Genomic DNA, 16,397 nt, shown 5'->3' on the forward strand with positions numbered 1-16,397 from the left:
TGAGCAGGTTCATGGCTTCTTTTTACAATATAAGCATATCAAAAAAAGCAGAAGATATCTAATCCATTTCGGAATAAATATCTTCTGCTTTTAAGTTAATGACATTGTGAAATATCAAGCTTTTGAGAAGAAATACAAGACTTAAATGGAGATATAAAAAGATGATTAAAGTACTATTTATCTGCCACGGCAATATTTGCCGCTCGACTCTTGCTGAGAGCGTATTCACCCACAAAGTAAATTCCCTCGGCCTTGCCACAATTTTGAAATCGACAGCTTCGCCACCAGCCGCGAGGAGATCGGCAATCCGCCGCACTACGGGACAGTCAATAAACTGCGCGAGGAGCACATTCCGCTCGTGCCGCATCACGCAAAGCAGATTACATGGAAGGATTACGAGCGCGCCGACTACATCATCGGCATGGATACCGCGAATATCCGCAATCTGAACCGGATGCTGAAGAATGATCCGGATGGAAAGGTTTACAAATTTCTTTCCTTCGCCGGTTCCGGCCGCGATATTGCGGATCCGTGGTATACGGGAGATTTTGAGGCGACGTACCGCGATGTCGTGGAGGGATGCAACGGCTTTCTGGTGTATCTGCGCCGGGAAGGAAAAATCTGAAAAACAAAAAGCGCCGAAAACAAGGCCAGTGCCCATTTGCAGAGAATGCGGCACTGGCCTTTTAATATAAGAAAATTCTATAGCCGCTCTAAAGAATTAGCAATTAGACGTAACCAGACAGATATGGTATGATAACTGCATAGAAAACATAGCGAAATAATAGGGAAACAAAAGCTTTCCTATTTGAAAATTCATTCGATAGAACACGCGAAAGAGAGGCAGAAAATCAATGGCGAATTATGATTATGAGATTGTAAATGGAAGAAAAATCCGCGTAAGACCAAAAGAAACCGTATCGGAGATCGACAAAAACGGCTATTTCCGCAGACAGCCGAATCACTTCACGACTCCGTTCGGCGACGGTGAAAACGATCTGAAGGCAGAAGGTAATAAGAGATACCGTCTCGTCTGGGCAAAGCTGTGCCACTGGTCCAACCGCGCGGCGATCGTAAGAGAGCTGGAGGGCCTGGAAGATCAGATTTCCGTCAATATGGTAGAACATGCCCCGCATGAGAAAAACCTTGGCTGGGAATACGTTTACAATGAAAACAACATCGACCCGGTGCTCGGTGATCAGTTCATCTCTGAGGCGTATTACCGTGCTGATGATGATTACCAGGGAAGAACGACCGTTCCGGCGCTGATCGACACAACGACGGGAAAGGTAGTCAACAACGATTACAACTGGCTGACCACTTATTTCGAGGTCAACTTCCGCCCATGGCACAAAAAAGGCGCGCCGGAGCTGTATCCGGTGGAGCTGCGGGAAGAGATTGACAAGATGAATCTCTGGCTCTTCGATAATATCAACAACGCGGTATACCGCAGTTCCTTCTCCAGAAGCAACGAAGGCCATTTCGACGGTGTGAACACCTTCTTTGCAGATTTTGCCGTGCCGCCGGCAGACGCCAAGGGAAGAATTGAGGGAGAGGAAGACGGCTTCCGCGCCAGCACACACTACGATCTGGCACTTCCGAAGATTGACTGGGATGCACAGTGGAAGGTTTCGACCGAGCGCGCCTACCCGTCCTCAGACCCGACCCATCCGATCTATCTTGGAAACAACCGCAGATTCGACATCGACCCGACCTGGTACGATCTGGGCGCAGAATCTCCGAAAAAAGAGGAGAAAGAAACGCCGCCGTCCTGCGGATGCTGCTGCGGCTGATCAAATCATAGATAAAAAATAGAAAACACCGTTTCAGAGGCAGATTTCCAAAAGGAAATAAACTTCTGAAACGGTGCTTTTTTCCGACGCACAAACTGCAAAAGGAAAGGCATGAAATCCGCTTATCGTCCGAAATGGAAAAATCCCTTTTTCTCATACGGCTCACTCGTATACGAAACCAGCTCATATCCGATGTCCTTGATCTGCTGTTTCAGATACGGAATATCGAGCGGCGCTTCGCTGATGACAACGGTCTCGCCGTTTTTTGCAGAAGAGTTTACTTTCTTTGGAGAGCAGCTCTTGCGGACTACATCATTCATATGGGATTCGCACATGCCGCACATCATACCATCAATTTTTAAGACTGTTTTAATCATACAATACCTGCTTTCTTCCGGGAATACAGCGAAACGAAAGCGTGCCGGACTGTATTCCTGGGATTTGATGAAAAATTTGAAATCACATACCCTATCGGGGTATCTAAAATATAGCGCGGATGAAAAGAAATGTCAATAAGCTGATAAAATATGATAATTATTATCATTTAAGAAGGAAAAATACGGTCATGGAAGGGCGATTCGCCGGCAGAACATGGAAACTTGCCGGAATCGCAAAGTTCGTGTTACAATTGGGACAGCAGAGCAAAACAAGAGAGGAGACAAAAATATGCTCTCACAGATGAATTACCGAAAAGAAACACAGCCCCACGGTGATGAGCTTTTTCCGCTGAGCATTCACGTTTTCGAGACAGACCTGCAGAGTACCGTGCGGGTGTACTGCCACTGGCATGAGGAAGTGGAGCTCTTTTATGCAGTAAAGGGCGAAGCTGTTTTTCATATGGATACCGAGACCTTTCTCCTGCGGGAAGGTGAGACCGCCTTTGTCAATGCAAACCGTCTGCATGAGGTAGAGGGAATCGACGGACAGGAATTTACGTTTCTTGCCGTTGTATTCCAGCCGCGTTTTCTGTCCGGCACATCGCTTGACCGAATCCAGCAGCAGTATATCGAACCAGTGCTGTCCTCCGAGATCCGTTTTCCATCCAAGACAGAGCGGGGGACACGCCTTGCAGAAAAAACGGCACAGGCCATGCAGGAGATCCGAAATCTGCAGGAAAGAAAAGAACCGGGCTGGGAGCTGCTGTTAAAAGCGGAACTTCTGAAAATCTGGCAGGGATATTACAGTGCGGCAGAAAAGAACGGCGGAAAAACGGATGCCTCGACGAATTACCGTGTCAGCAGAATGAAAGAGATCCTCACATACATGAATGCTCATTTCTGTGAGGATCTCGAAATCGCGGAACTGGCGAGCCAGTTTCATATGAGTGAGAGCGCTTTCTGCCGCTTCTTTAAGTCGATTATGCATATTTCCGCCGTGACGTATGTCAATAACCTGCGGATTGCCGAGAGCTGCCGGCTGCTGCTTTCCACCGAGGAGGCGATCAGCAAGATTGCGAGCGACTGCGGATTCCGAAATATCAGCTATTTTAACCGCGTCTTCCAGGAACGCATGCACCAGACGCCGGGGCAGTTCCGCAGTTTATCCGCAGAAAACCGTACTGCGATATAAGATTCGGAACTTATGCAGGCTTCTGCGATCGGAATGCACGCCGCAGGAAGAAAAGTCCGGTCATATCAGCCAGTGCCCAGCCGATCGGAATGGCGATCCAGATTCCGGCAACGCCAAGCGCCGTGGCGGAGAAAAGGTATGCCAGCGCCACACGCATGCCAAGCGAAATGACGGTCAGAACAACCGACATCTCGGCGCGTTTGACAGCGCGGTAATACCCGTACAGCAGAAACAGCCATCCGATGCCGAGATAGAACGAGCCTTCCAGCCGCAGGTACCGTACGCCGATCGCGATGACCTCCATTTCTGATGCTTTCACGAAAATCTGCATCAGCGGATGCGCGAACAGATTGACAAGCAGAGAAATGACGATGGAAAAAGCAGCGCTCAGTGCAAAAGCATCTTTCGTGCCGCGCCGGATCCGCTCGTGATTTCCGGCCCCGTAATTCTGTGCGGTGAAAGTGGAGTAGGCATTTCCGAAATCCTGCACCGGCAGATAGGCAAAGGTATCAATTTTCACCGCGGCCGCAAATGCCGCCATGACCGCCGGACCGAAGCTGTTGACGAGCCCCTGTACCATCAGAATGCCGAAATTCATGACCGACTGCTGAATGCAGGTCATCGAAGAAAGATTCAGAATCTCTTTTAAAATGGAATGCTGAAACGCCATTCTTTTTTTGACGGCAGCCACATGCGGCAGCGGAGCAGCACATAGAGCAGAATACCGACGGCGGACACATACTGCGCAAGAACCGTAGCGAGCGCCGCGCCTGCGATGCCGAACGGCAGTACAGCGACAAAGAGCAGATCCAGTGCAATGTTCAGCACAGCAGAGACAGCGAGAAAAATCAGCGGCACAGAAGAGTTTCCGAGCGCGCGCAGCATACAGGAAAAGAAATTGTATACGGATGTTGCAATAAGGCCGGCAAAGATAATCAGAAGATACGTCCGCATGCCGGGACGGACTTCATCCGGGACGCGAAGAAACGTAAGGATCGGCTCGATGCCTGCATAAACAGCGAGATTCAGCACGAGCGTAACGGCAAGGATCAGCAGAAACGCGTGGAGAATTGAAAGTTTTAAAGAAGAAAGATCTTTTCGTCCCTGATAAATCGAAAAGAGCGCACCGGCGCCCATCGACAGGCCGAGAAAAATGGAAGTCAGAAACGTCATCAGCGTATAGGAGGAGCCGACGGCGGCGAGCGCATTGCTTCCGAGAACGCGTCCGACGATCAGGGTGTCGGCAATGTTGTAAAACTGCTGCAACAAATTTCCTGCGATCATCGGCAGGGCAAACAGGATAAGAGAGCGGGAGATTTTCCCGCGGGTCAGATCGTAATACATAAAGAAACTTCTTTCCGAACATAATTATTAATATTATAACATAAAAAATCAAAAAATGTCAATTTGCAGGATGAAGTGTACAAAAGTGCAATTGTCAGAAAATTTCGAAAAATCGAAGTTTATAAAATTTTTACAGATTTTGGGACACGTTCTGTAAAAAAACGGAAGATTTTCAGTTGATTTTTTTGGCCTTTTATGTATAATTAGAGTAGAAGAGGCCGGCTGGTCCGGTTTCTTAAAAAGGATACCTTCAAATTTTTGCATTTTGCAGAATGAAGCAGTATTACTATCAAAGGAAAGAGGTTAATTACAAGATGGCACAGATCGATTTAACAAAGTATGGCATCACCGGTACCACAGAAATTGTGTACAACCCTTCTTATGAGCAGTTATTTGAGGAAGAGACAAAACCAGAGCTGGAAGGCTATGAAAAAGGCCGGGAGACAGAGCTTGGTGCAGTTAACGTTATGACCGGTATCTATACAGGCCGTTCACCGAAAGACAAATACATCGTTGTGGACGAGAACTCGAAAGATACTGTATGGTGGACTTCTGATGAGTACAAAAACGATAACCATCCGGCAACCCAGGAAGCATGGGCAGCAGTAAAAGAGATCGCCAAAAAAGAGCTCTCCAACAAAAGACTGTTCGTTGTAGATGCATTCTGCGGCGCAAATAAAGATACCCGTATGGCTATCCGCTTCATCGTTGAGGTAGCTTGGCAGGCACATTTCGTAACTAACATGTTCATCAAACCTACAGCAGAAGAGCTTGAGAACTTCGAGCCGGATTTCGTTGTTTACAACGCATCCAAAGCAAAAGTTGAGAACTACAAAGAGCTGGGTCTGAACTCTGAGACAGCAGTAGTATTCAACATCACAAGCCGTGAGCAGGTTATCGTCAACACATGGTACGGCGGAGAGATGAAGAAAGGTATGTTCTCCATGATGAACTACTATCTGCCGCTGAAGGGCATCGCTTCCATGCACTGCTCTGCAAACACAGACCTGAACGGTGAGAACACCGCAATCTTCTTCGGACTTTCCGGAACAGGAAAAACAACTCTTTCCACAGACCCGAAACGTCTTCTGATCGGTGATGATGAGCACGGCTGGGACGACAACGGAGTATTCAACTTCGAGGGCGGCTGCTATGCAAAAGTCATCAACCTGGACAAAGAGTCTGAGCCGGACATCTACAATGCAATCAGACGTGACGCTCTGCTTGAGAACGTTACCGTTGATGCAGCAGGCAAGATCGACTTCAATGATAAGAGCGTAACCGAGAATACTCGTGTATCTTATCCGATCAACCACATTGAGAACATCGTTCGCCCGATTTCTTCTGCACCGGCAGCTAAGAATGTTATATTCCTGTCCGCAGATGCATTCGGCGTACTTCCGCCAGTATCTGTTCTGACACCAGAGCAGACTCAGTACTACTTCCTGTCCGGATTTACTGCAAAACTTGCAGGAACCGAGCGCGGAATTACCGAGCCGACTCCTACCTTCTCTGCATGCTTCGGCCAGGCATTCCTGGAACTGCACCCAACCAAATATGCAGAAGAGCTTGTTAAGAAAATGGAGAAGAGCGGAGCAAAAGCATACCTGGTTAACACAGGCTGGAACGGAACCGGAAAACGTATCTCCATCCGTGATACCCGTGGAATCATCGATGCAATCTTAAGCGGTGCTATCAACGAAGCTCCGACGAAGACTATTCCGTACTTCAACTTCGAAGTTCCGACTGAACTTCCGGGCGTTGATCCGGCTATCCTGGATCCTCGCGATACCTATGCTGATGCTTCCGAGTGGGAGACCAAAGCACTGGATCTGGCTGAAAGATTCATCAAGAACTTTGCAAAATACGAAGGAAACGCTGCTGGTAAAGCACTTGTTTCCGCTGGCCCGCAGAAATAAATTTTCTGAATTGACCGAAAGGAAGCCCCTGACATGAAAGTGTCAGGGGCTTCCTTTTATGAAAATATCTGGAGAAATAAAATAGTTCCCGGCCCGAAAGTACAGACTGATGGGACAGGAAACTATTTTACAGCACACTCTAAAATAATGCAAAAAATTTCAGCACCACAGAGCGTGAATTGTTGCGTCACTGGTTTTCGCCGTACCCTGATACGCCTTCAAAATAGAAAATAAGGCAGATCAGCAGGACAAGAGCAGTTCACGTACCATTTCTGCATCAAAGGTAACAGAGGAAACATGGTTGACTTCTATCTGATATAGTGCATTTGCTGCGATATGCTCAGCAGCCTGCTCAAGGTCACGGATACCGCTTGTATTTTCGTGGCAGGAGATTACGGCATCGAGTCCTTCCGGTGTCAGAATGCATTCATTTTCTTTCATGCCAATGCGTTTTAACACTTTTGGAAGTGCATAGCGGGAGAAAATGATTTTCTTTTCTTCCGGTGTGTAATCCGGAATTTCGATCACAGCGAAGCGGGACATCAGCGGAGCACTGATCTGGTCTCTGTCATTTGCGGTTGCGATCGGGTATACACCGACGGTCGGGATCATACATTCGATGTAATTGTCGGTGAAACCAAGATTGTCAAGAAGGGTCAGCAGAACGTCTGCCGGGTTTCCATTACCCTTGCCGGAGGCAGCCTTGTCGAGTTCGTTGATGATAAAGACGAGGTTGGATTCGCCGGCCATGGAAAAAGCATCCATGATGATTCCCGGTTTTGCGTTTGCGTAAATGCGGGAGCTTCCGGTCAGCTGTTCCGGGTCATTGATTGAACTCATATCGAGTGTTGTCCACGGCAGTTTTAAGATACGCGCAACGGCATAAGCAATCTGTGATTTTCCAGTTCCGGCAGGACCGATCAACAACAGACCATAGGCCGGCAGCGTATGAGTCCTGTTAATCTGAATGATAGTTTCGATAATTCTCTGCTTCACGCGTTCCATGCCGTACAGTTCTTCATCAAGGATCCGGCGTGCTTCTACCGGATCAATGGCTTCAAAATAATTGCTTTTCCACTGGATATTCATCATCATGGAAAGAGCGCGCTGTGCGTGACGCCGCTCCTCCGGAGAAACCTCGTGGGATCGGGCAACAGCGAGATTTCGACGCGCCCAAAGGCGGATATTATCCGGCAGCGTTCTTCCGGCACAGTTCATAAAATCAGTAATGGATTGGATGCTGGTGAGTTTCATGCTGTCACCGGTTTCTTCCTGGTCTTCATCTTCGATTTCTTCCTCCGGTGCATTGCTGGCGAGGAGACGTTCAATCATAAACTGTAAAAATCCATCCTCAGCCGAAAGCTTTGCGCCGCCACCGAAAGCGATCTCGCGGATTTTGTAAACTGCATAACCGTCGGATGTTTGTGTACCGGAAAGGCGGACATTGATATGGTTTTCACCGAGCCATTTTAAAAGGCTGACAAAACGGGCATCGATCTGAAGAATGTCGGCAATGAAGGATTCTTCTTCATCTTTAAATTCAAACGAGGTCCGTTTGGATGGGTTTGTGAAAATACCGCAGGGATGATGCGGGAAAGCCTTCTCTTTTGTATCCAGAATTAGGATCGGCTGATCCGGAGAAGTAAACGGTGCGTTTGTGCGGAAAACAGTATACGTACATTCGGAAACTTTTGTTTTTTCCGGGGAATTGCTGAAATCAAAAACGGGCATGACAGAACCTCCTAATAAAAATAAGTGCTTATTGGTACAATAAAAACAGTGTAGCACGAATTAAAAAATCCTGCAATCAATATGCAGAATTTTGTATTTTTATGCTATAAAAATGTTAGGCAGGCGGATATTCGCAATGGAAGCCGGGGACTTACTTGATTCGGTTAAATTTTCGGATGGCGTAAAAAAGCCTCCGGACAGGATCACGCTGCGGCGGAGGGGAATTATGTCATCAAAGCAAGCTGCCGTAAGAAAGAAGCTCGCAAAACAGAAATCTTTCTTACACTGAAAAAGGAATAACATCAGGAAACAGCATTGGCTTTGTGAAAGTTCGGAAGCTGTACCAGCACGATCGCTGCAAACATCAGAATACAGCCGGAGAGCTCGCGAGCGGAGAGAGCCTGATGAAGGAGAATCCAACCGGCAAGAACAGAAAAAACGGATTCCAGGCTCATAAGCAGAGAAGCTGTGGCAGGATTTAATCCTTTCTGCCCGATGATCTGCAGGGTATAGCCAACACCTGAAGAGAGAATTCCGGCATAGAGAATCGGCATCCAGGCGTGCAGAAGATCGGAGAAGTTTACGGTTTCAAAGAGAACCATACAGACAGCGGACAGGATCGAACAGGTAAAAAACTGAATGCAGGACATTTTGATGCCGTCGACAAGCGGAGAAAAATGATCAATAACCAGAATATGTATGGTAAATCCGAGCGCACAGGCAAGCACAAGAAGATCACCCTTCTGCAAAGAGAAGGATCCGTCTGTCATGCAGAGCAGATAGAGACCGGCAACGGCAATGAGAACTGCGAGCCAGACCTTCGGTTGTACTCGTTTTCGGAGGAACAGGCCGCAGACCGGAACAAGGACGATGTAAAGTGCAGTGATAAAACCGGCCTTTCCGACGGTTGTGTACTGGATGCCGATCTGCTGCAGGGTCGAGGCGACAAACAGTGCGATGCCGCAGAGAATACCGCCCGCCCAGAGTGTTTTTGGCTGTGTGCCATTTTCTGACGAAGCATCTGGCGGTAGGGTTCGCTTTTTACGCGAGGAGAAAAAGACAATCAGCGGAAGAAGCGTAAGTCCGCCGAGCAGGTTTCGTGCCGCGTTGAACGTAAAAGGTCCGACATAATCCATACCGGTCTGCTGTGCGACAAAGGCAGAACCCCAGATCGCAGCGGTCAGAAGCAGAAGCGCTGACTGTCGGTACTTATGAGAAACAGTATTCATAATAGAAAAAACCTCCTGAAATTGATACGATATTCATCATAGCATAAACAGATGGAAAAAGCGAACGGAAAAATGTCGGAAAAGACGGAAAAATGGTACAAATAATCATAATGACGAAATAGTGCAGATGTTGCGAAAATGAATATGTGAAAAGTGAGCAGAACAAAGAAAATTATAAAGGAAAAAATAAGCAACTCAACCAACGCAAAACAAAAAAAGAACACCAAAAACAAAAAATAGACACTGTTTTTCTAACAGCCTTTGTGTATAATGAACTCATCAAGCAAGAACGAAAACCTTAAGGAGGTAAAAAGTATGAAAAAGCGTAACATGAAAGTCCTTGCACTGTTAATGACAGTGACAATGGCAGGAACGATGCTTGCTGGATGTGGAGACAGTGGAAGTACAAGCACCGGTTCATCCGGAGGAGCAACAGCATCCTCCAGCGGAACAGCAGATGCATCAAGCGATGCCACAGCAGCATCTTCCAGCACAGCAGATGCTTCCAGCGAAGATACCACAGGTTCAGATGATGTGGTAGGAGAGCTCCAAGAAATGAAACTCTTTACTTCGCAGGACAGCAGTGGGGTACCGTCAACGATTACAACCCAATGTCCGCAAACTCAAACAATGCAATGGTTATAGCACAGGGCGATGCTTCACGTGTACTTGTTTATGAAACTCTTTATATGTGGAATCCATTGGATGCAAAAATGTATCCGTTGCTTGCAGACGGAGATCCAGTGTGGAACGACAATCGTACCGAGATCACAGTGAAAATCAAAGCTGACGCAAAATGGAATGACGGCACACCGGTTACTGCAAAAGATGTAGCAGCTACCTATCATGCACATGTAGATTACAATTCTTCTACCGGCGCTGAAATGAAGAGCTACATTGCAGATGTTGTTGCACAGGATGACAGTACCGTAGTCTTCAAACTGACAACCGATGACTCCGGCGAAGCAGTTAACCCGGTTCTTGCGGAAAGATATCTTCCAATGCTTTATATCATGCAGGAAAACTATCTGAAGACCGTAGCTGACAGAAACAACAACGATGCTGAAGCAATTAAAATGGATAAGATGGACGATCTGGTAACTTCCGGACCGTACAAAAAATACTTTGACAATGACCAGAACGTAGTTCTGATCCGCGATGATAATTATTGGGGACAGGCAGATTCCATGTGGGGTAAGCTTCCGGTTCCGAAATATATTTCTCACCCGATCTTTAAAGATAACGCAGCAGCTACCACCGCATTCCAGAATGGTGATATTGATGTGGCACAGATATTCATCACAGACCTTCAGAAATTGTGGTTAGAGCAGGATCTTCCGATTTCTACCTATGTTGATGAAGCACCGTATCAGCTGTGTATGACAATGCCTACCCTGTTCTTTAATACAGAAGTAGAAGGACTGGATCAGGTAGCTGTTCGTAAGGCAATCGCTATGGCAGTTGACTACGATCAGGTTATTTCTTCAGCAATGTCCGGACAGTCTCCTACCTTCGCAGATGTTCCGCGTTCTGTCATGAACCCGACCGATGCTGAGCAGGCTATGGTGGATCAGGATGCCTTAAAAGAGTATCAGTGGTCCAATGCCGATGTAGAAGGTGCTAAGAAGCTTCTGGACGATGCCGGAATCGTAGACACCGACGGAGACGGAATCCGTGAGTACAACGGAAAGAACCTTTCCTATAAGGCTGAGTGCCCGACAGGATGGTCTGACTGGAATGCAACCCTTGAAATCGTAGCAGCAGCAGGAAAGAATATTGGTATCAACATTGAGACCTACTTCCCGGAAGCAGCAAACTACAGCACGGATTACAGTACCGGAAACTTCGAAATCACCATGCAGTCCGGCCCTGGTACATCGGTTGCCAACCCGTACATGAGATGCCGTTTCTTCATGAGCTCTGATTACAACGATCTTGAGGTTAACTTCAGTGGTAACTTCGGTCATTATCAGAACGACCGTGTAGATGAAATCCTTGCAGCAATTCCTCATGAGACCGATGATGCAAAACTGAAAGATTACTATACAGAACTTTCCAAGATTATGCTGGAAGATTGCCCGTGTGTACCGCTGATGTACAGACCGCAGGTATTCCACGAAGTAAACGAGTCCGTATGGACCAACTATCCGCAGAAAGACGATGGAACCAATGTTCCTCCGATGGACTGCACCGATGGTTATGGCGTAGCAGCACTGTACAATCTGGAACTGATTGACGGCTGATTTGCCAAACAGAAAGAAAGCACACACTGAATTGTAACAGAGGCGGCCGGAGCCGGGGTGCTCCGGCCGCTTTTACAAAATCAGAAGGAGGGTTCCTCTATGAAAGGAATGAAAAAGTATTATACGCAGAAGATCATGTGGTATCTTTTGACGTTAGTCTTTGCAGTGCTGCTGAACTTCATTCTTCCGCGTCTGATGCCGGGCGATCCGGTTTCAACTATTGCGTCCAAATCGGTAGAAGGTATGACCGATGCGACTGCAATTCAGAAAGTATATGAAGACTATGCAGCGAAATTTGGTATTAACAAACCAATGTATGTCCAGTTTTTTACCTGGGTAAAAAATGCACTTCGCGGTGATTTCGGCATTTCTTTCAGCCAGTATCCGCGTACCGTATCCGATATTATTTCCAGTTCGGTTCTGTGGACCATATGTTTACAGCTTCCGGCCATTATTGTTGGATGGATTCTTGGTAACCTGCTTGGTGCAATTGCAGCTTACATGAAAGGTGTTTTCGATAAGGCAATCCTTCCGGCATTCCTGTTTATCAGTAACGTACCTGCCTTTGGTATGGCAACCGTACTTTTATTTATTTTCTCACTGAAATTACATATTGCACCTGCAGCAGGCGGCTATGCGAGCAGTATGATTCCGCATATGAGCCTTGCTTTTATGAAATCTGTGCTTTCACATTACCAGTTGCCGTTCTGGTCTATCGTAATCATCACAATCGGCGGCCAGGCTATTGGTATGCGTTCCATGTCAATTTATGAATTGAATGCCGACTATGTAAAATACAGTCGTTTCCTTGGAATCAAGGATCATACGATTGTGAAATATGTGTTCCGTAACGCAATGCTTCCGCAGATCACCGGTCTTGCAATGTCCCTTGGTACCATGATCGGCGGTAACCTGGTAGCTGAGATGGTATTCAGTTATCCGGGACTTGGAACAACGATGCTCTCAGCAGTTACCGGCCAGGATTATCCGCTGCTTTCTGCCTGTACGTTAATCATTACTATCATGGTTCTGCTGGCCAACCTGCTTGTTGAACTTCTGTATGCAGTCATTGACCCACGTGTCAAAGCATCCCAGCAGGATTAGAAAGGAGAATACGCTATGAAAAATACAATCAAACAGATTTTTCATTCAGGAAAATTCGTGACAGGATTTGTAATCTTCTTGGCAATTCTCCTGACTATTATCATCTATCCGCTTGTTGTGGCAAAAGATCCGCTGGCAATGATCGGAAACGGAAACTTTTTCAAACCGGGTACCTATCTTTCGATTCAGGACACTGTAAATTCCGGCAAAACGTATAAGATGAATGTTGATGCAACCGCATCCATCGTTGAAAGCAAACTGACAATGGACAACCGTTCTATGATGGCAGAATGGCTGGAAAAATACGGCGGTGTAGATGCCAGTGAAATCGATGTTACCGATGCAGAAGGTCTGATTGCTCTCTGGGAGGAAAAATATGACCCAAATGCAGAACAGAAAGGCCTTATCGCAGCAAAAAAGAAAAAATATCAGCGTCTCGACAAAGAGATCGATGGTATTTTAGAAGATGTTCCAACTATTATTGCCGAGAAAAATGAAGAGACCGGTGAGCTGGAAGAGGTTCAGAGCATCGACAGCAAGCAGTACATCAATGAAAAAGATGTCATTAACCGTCAGAACTTTGTTCTTGGTACAGATAACTTTGGTCGTGATGTTTTGACCGAGCTGATCTCTGCAACAGGTTCATCCCTGAAAATTGGTCTGGTTGCGGGAATCATTGCAACCGTGATCGGACTGTTCCTCGGACTTCTTGCAGGTTACCTTGGAGGTTTTGTGGACAACCTGATTCTGTTCTTTACCAACTTGTTCACCGTTATCCCATCCTTCGTTCTCTTGATCCTCATCTCCTACAGCGTAGGTGAGTCTCAGAGGGGAATCATGATGGTGGCACTCCTGATCGGAATTACCGCATGGCCGTGGACAACACGTTCCGTACGTTCCCAGGTTATTTCTCTTCGAAACCGTGACCATGTAAACCTTTCCAAGCTGTCCGGCCACAGCATGCTGCGGATTGTCCTTACCGACATCCTTCCGTACGTTGCATCCTACGTTGTTATGGCCTTCATTCTCCAGATTTCCTCCGGAATTCTGGCAGAGGCACAGCTTTCTATGATCGGACTTGGACCGGCAACCACAAAGACTGCAACACTTGGTCTTATGATGCAATGGGCAACCCAGTACAATGCACACTTAAACGGTGCATGGTGGGCATATTTCCCGGTTATTCTTGTAATCGCACTTATTTCATTCTCTCTTAACCTGATGAACACCGGTCTTGACCAGGTATTCAACCCGCAGTTAAGAGACTAAGGAGGCAGCTATGGGAAAAGTAATGCTGGAAGTAAACAATCTGAAAACGAAATATGTAACTCGTTTTCATGAAGATGTATACGCCGTAGACGGAGTCTCCCTGAAGATTGAGGAGGGAAAATCCCTCGGTGTAGCAGGTGAGTCCGGCTGTGGTAAATCGACGCTGGCACTGTCCCTGATGGGCTATTATTTCGCACCGCTTCACTACATCAGCGGCGATATTATCGTAGATGGAAGAAAAATTTCCGGAATGAAACCAGACGATGTCCGGAAAAATATTCTGGGCAATGAGATCGCCTACATTCCGCAGGCAGCAATGAATGCTCTGAACCCGACACAGAAAATCATCCGATTTGTAGAAGACGTTATTCATGCGCATGATCCGAAAATGCCGAGAAAGGATATTTATGATCTGGCAAAAGAACGTTTTCAGATCTTAGGCCTGCCGGAGGAGGTACTGCAAAAGCATGCGGTTGAGCTTTCCGGAGGTATGAAACAGAGAACCGTTATCGCAATTTCGACCATTCTTCTCCGAAGGTACTGATCGCCGATGAGCCATCGTCCGCGCTGGATGTAACTTCCCAGAAAATGGTTATTAAAATGATGCGTGATCTGATGGAAAAAGGATTTATCAAATCCATGATCTTCATCACACACGAGCTGCCGCTTCTTTACAACGTAACCGATGATATTATGGTTATGTATGCTGGACAGATTGTAGAAAAAGGTACCGCAAAAGAAATGGTATTCGATCCGCTGCATCCATATTCCAAAGGTCTGATGGGATCGATCATCGTTCCGGAGGAAGGTGTAAGAGAACAGAAGCTGACTGCAATTCCGGGAACTCCGCCAAACCTGAAGCATCCGCCGGAGGGCTGCCGTTTCGCAGACCGCTGTCCTTATGCACAGCCAACCTGCCGCGGTATGAAACCAGAGGTCATCGAACTGCCGAACGGAAGAGAGTACCGCTGCCTGATGTCTGAGAGAAAGGTTCGGGAGGTGTATGCAAATGCGTGATGGTAAAGAATTAAAACCATGCCTCTCCGGAAGAGGCGTAACGAAAGTGTTTGGCTTTGGCGATGCAAAAACGGTCGCTGTAGACCATGTTGATTTCGATTTTCATGAAGGTGAATTTGTTTCTATCGTAGGAGAATCCGGATCCGGAAAAACAACCCTTTCGAAGATGTTGCTCGGGCTGATCAGCGTAACGGAAGGTGAAATTGATTTCCAGGGTAAACCAAGAGACATCTCGAACGGAAAGAAGAAAAAAGAGTACTGGAAGGGAATTCAGGCGATTTTCCAGGATCCGTTTGCTTCCTACAATATGTTTAAACGTGTAGATTCTGTTCTGCTGGATTGCATTAATATGCGCGGTGACAAGAATCTGCCGAAAGAAGAAAAAGAACGTCTGATGACAGAGGCCTGCAGCTTTGTAAACTTAAAATACGCAGAACTGACAAACAAATATCCATTTGAGCTGTCAGGAGGCAGATGCAGCGACTGATGATTGCACGTATTTTCCTTCTGAAACCAAAGATTCTGCTTGCCGATGAGCCGACGTCTATGATTGATGCCTGCTCACGTGCAACGATCCTGGATATGCTGCTGAAGTTGCGTGATGAGATCAATATGACGATTATCTTCATCACCCACGATATTGGTCTTGCTTACTATGTATCCGATAATGTTTATATTATGGAGCATGGAAAATTTGTGGAATCGGGACCGGCAGAAGAAGTAATTCTTCACCCGACAGCAGCGTATACCAAACGTCTGATCAGCGATGTTCCAAAGATTTATGAACCGTGGGATCTGACAACAGTATAACAATGGTACGAAAGCTGTTTCCCTGGAATCATGCTTTGCGTCATATATGAGTCTTGCGAAAAGAGAGACGGTGCACGGAAAAAAAGTGTACCGTCTTCTCTTTTTGTCAATAATTTTTCTGAAAAAATTGCTTTTTAAAGAAAAAACACAATAAAAATCTGATTATCCGCTAAAACACAGTATCTATCAGCATTTTCAAGGAAACAAACACATCAATTTACTACTTATTTACTACTAACGAATGAGCCTTGATACGCAAGTTTTCCTAGATATGCAAAGATATGGTACAACACATCAGTATTGAAACAAGAAAAAATTGAATAACTTATAGACTATGGAACGCCTAACATGACGTTCCTTTTCTATTTC

General features: G+C 46.4%; 17 protein-coding genes and 1 pseudogene. 13 read left to right on the forward strand and 5 right to left on the reverse strand.

Annotation, left to right across the window (positions count from 1 at the left end; genetic code table 11):
* Positions 1-161 precede the first annotated feature (161 nt).
* Positions 162-625 (forward strand): annotated as a pseudogene (locus DW965_RS15755) (low molecular weight protein-tyrosine-phosphatase).
* A gap of 229 nt (positions 626-854) precedes the next feature.
* The gene (locus tag DW965_RS15760) at positions 855-1,793 is read left to right on the forward strand and encodes a hypothetical protein (protein ID WP_119198594.1); all 939 of its coding nucleotides are present in this window, start codon (positions 855-857) and stop codon (positions 1,791-1,793) included.
* Positions 1,794-1,915: 122 nt separating this feature from the next.
* On the opposite strand, the gene DW965_RS15765 is transcribed toward DW965_RS15760, so the two are convergent.
* Positions 1,916-2,170: a heavy-metal-associated domain-containing protein gene (locus tag DW965_RS15765; protein ID WP_022461058.1), complete on the reverse strand. Its 255-nt coding sequence runs from the start codon at positions 2,168-2,170 to the stop codon at positions 1,916-1,918.
* A 289-nt stretch (positions 2,171-2,459) separates the two neighbouring features.
* Between DW965_RS15765 and DW965_RS15770 the strand changes: the two genes are divergently transcribed.
* Complete coding sequence (locus DW965_RS15770) at positions 2,460-3,362, forward strand: AraC family transcriptional regulator (protein WP_055228413.1); 903 nt, start codon at positions 2,460-2,462, stop codon at positions 3,360-3,362.
* A gap of 10 nt (positions 3,363-3,372) precedes the next feature.
* Here the strand turns inward: DW965_RS15770 and DW965_RS22670 are convergent, their stop codons facing one another.
* Together DW965_RS22670 and DW965_RS22675 are read right to left on the reverse strand one after the other, a co-directional pair.
* On the reverse strand, positions 3,373-4,032 hold the full coding sequence (locus tag DW965_RS22670) for an MATE family efflux transporter (protein WP_330421234.1): 660 nt from the start codon (positions 4,030-4,032) through the stop codon (positions 3,373-3,375).
* The gene (locus tag DW965_RS22675) at positions 4,008-4,706 is read right to left on the reverse strand and encodes an MATE family efflux transporter (protein WP_330421235.1); all 699 of its coding nucleotides are present in this window, start codon (positions 4,704-4,706) and stop codon (positions 4,008-4,010) included. Before DW965_RS22675 ends, DW965_RS22670 begins: the two co-directional genes overlap by 25 nt.
* Before the next feature lie 314 nt (positions 4,707-5,020).
* Here DW965_RS22675 and pckA point away from each other — a divergent pair, with 314 nt between their 5' ends.
* Positions 5,021-6,625, forward strand: coding sequence for a phosphoenolpyruvate carboxykinase (ATP) (pckA, locus tag DW965_RS15780; RefSeq protein ID WP_118720534.1), 1,605 nt, complete (start codon positions 5,021-5,023; stop codon positions 6,623-6,625).
* A gap of 240 nt (positions 6,626-6,865) precedes the next feature.
* Here the strand turns inward: pckA and DW965_RS15790 are convergent, their stop codons facing one another.
* Positions 6,866-8,356, reverse strand: coding sequence for an AAA family ATPase (locus tag DW965_RS15790; RefSeq protein WP_119198596.1), 1,491 nt, complete (start codon positions 8,354-8,356; stop codon positions 6,866-6,868).
* A gap of 302 nt (positions 8,357-8,658) precedes the next feature.
* Positions 8,659-9,585, reverse strand: a complete 927-nt coding sequence (locus DW965_RS15795) for a DMT family transporter (protein WP_119198597.1) — start codon at positions 9,583-9,585, stop codon at positions 8,659-8,661.
* A 146-nt stretch (positions 9,586-9,731) separates the two neighbouring features.
* On the opposite strand from DW965_RS15795, the gene DW965_RS19195 reads away from it, so the two are divergent.
* From DW965_RS19195 to DW965_RS19410, 9 genes are all read left to right on the forward strand, one after another.
* Positions 9,732-9,887 (forward strand): hypothetical protein, encoded by a 156-nt coding sequence (locus DW965_RS19195; RefSeq protein WP_158582883.1) that lies wholly within the window; start codon positions 9,732-9,734, stop codon positions 9,885-9,887.
* A gap of 13 nt (positions 9,888-9,900) precedes the next feature.
* A complete protein-coding gene (locus tag DW965_RS15800; protein ID WP_119198598.1) occupies positions 9,901-10,230 on the forward strand; it encodes a hypothetical protein in 330 nt (109 codons plus the stop codon).
* A gap of 44 nt (positions 10,231-10,274) precedes the next feature.
* The gene (locus DW965_RS15805; protein WP_158582884.1) at positions 10,275-11,828 is read left to right on the forward strand and encodes an ABC transporter substrate-binding protein; all 1,554 of its coding nucleotides are present in this window, start codon (positions 10,275-10,277) and stop codon (positions 11,826-11,828) included.
* 99 nt (positions 11,829-11,927) lie between these two features.
* Positions 11,928-12,932 carry an ABC transporter permease gene (locus tag DW965_RS15810; RefSeq protein WP_118666835.1) on the forward strand — a complete coding sequence of 335 codons (1,005 nt, stop codon included), beginning with the start codon at positions 11,928-11,930 and terminating at the stop codon, positions 12,930-12,932.
* Positions 12,933-12,947: 15 nt separating this feature from the next.
* Positions 12,948-14,201: an ABC transporter permease gene (locus DW965_RS15815; protein ID WP_055218827.1), complete on the forward strand. Its 1,254-nt coding sequence runs from the start codon at positions 12,948-12,950 to the stop codon at positions 14,199-14,201.
* A gap of 10 nt (positions 14,202-14,211) precedes the next feature.
* Complete coding sequence (locus DW965_RS19395) at positions 14,212-14,745, forward strand: ATP-binding cassette domain-containing protein (protein WP_199681671.1); 534 nt, start codon at positions 14,212-14,214, stop codon at positions 14,743-14,745.
* Between the two features lie 44 nt (positions 14,746-14,789).
* On the forward strand, positions 14,790-15,218 hold the full coding sequence (locus DW965_RS19400; RefSeq protein ID WP_199681673.1) for an ABC transporter ATP-binding protein: 429 nt from the start codon (positions 14,790-14,792) through the stop codon (positions 15,216-15,218).
* Positions 15,211-15,705 (forward strand): ATP-binding cassette domain-containing protein, encoded by a 495-nt coding sequence (locus tag DW965_RS19405; RefSeq protein WP_199681674.1) that lies wholly within the window; start codon positions 15,211-15,213, stop codon positions 15,703-15,705. The genes DW965_RS19400 and DW965_RS19405 overlap by 8 nt, the downstream gene beginning before the upstream one ends.
* Positions 15,693-16,028 (forward strand): ABC transporter ATP-binding protein, encoded by a 336-nt coding sequence (locus tag DW965_RS19410; protein WP_199681676.1) that lies wholly within the window; start codon positions 15,693-15,695, stop codon positions 16,026-16,028. The genes DW965_RS19405 and DW965_RS19410 overlap by 13 nt, the downstream gene beginning before the upstream one ends.
* Positions 16,029-16,397: the final 369 nt, after the last annotated feature.

Source organism: Blautia sp. AM47-4 (genome assembly GCF_003479865.1).
Taxonomy (GTDB): domain Bacteria; phylum Bacillota; class Clostridia; order Lachnospirales; family Lachnospiraceae; genus Fusicatenibacter; species Fusicatenibacter saccharivorans.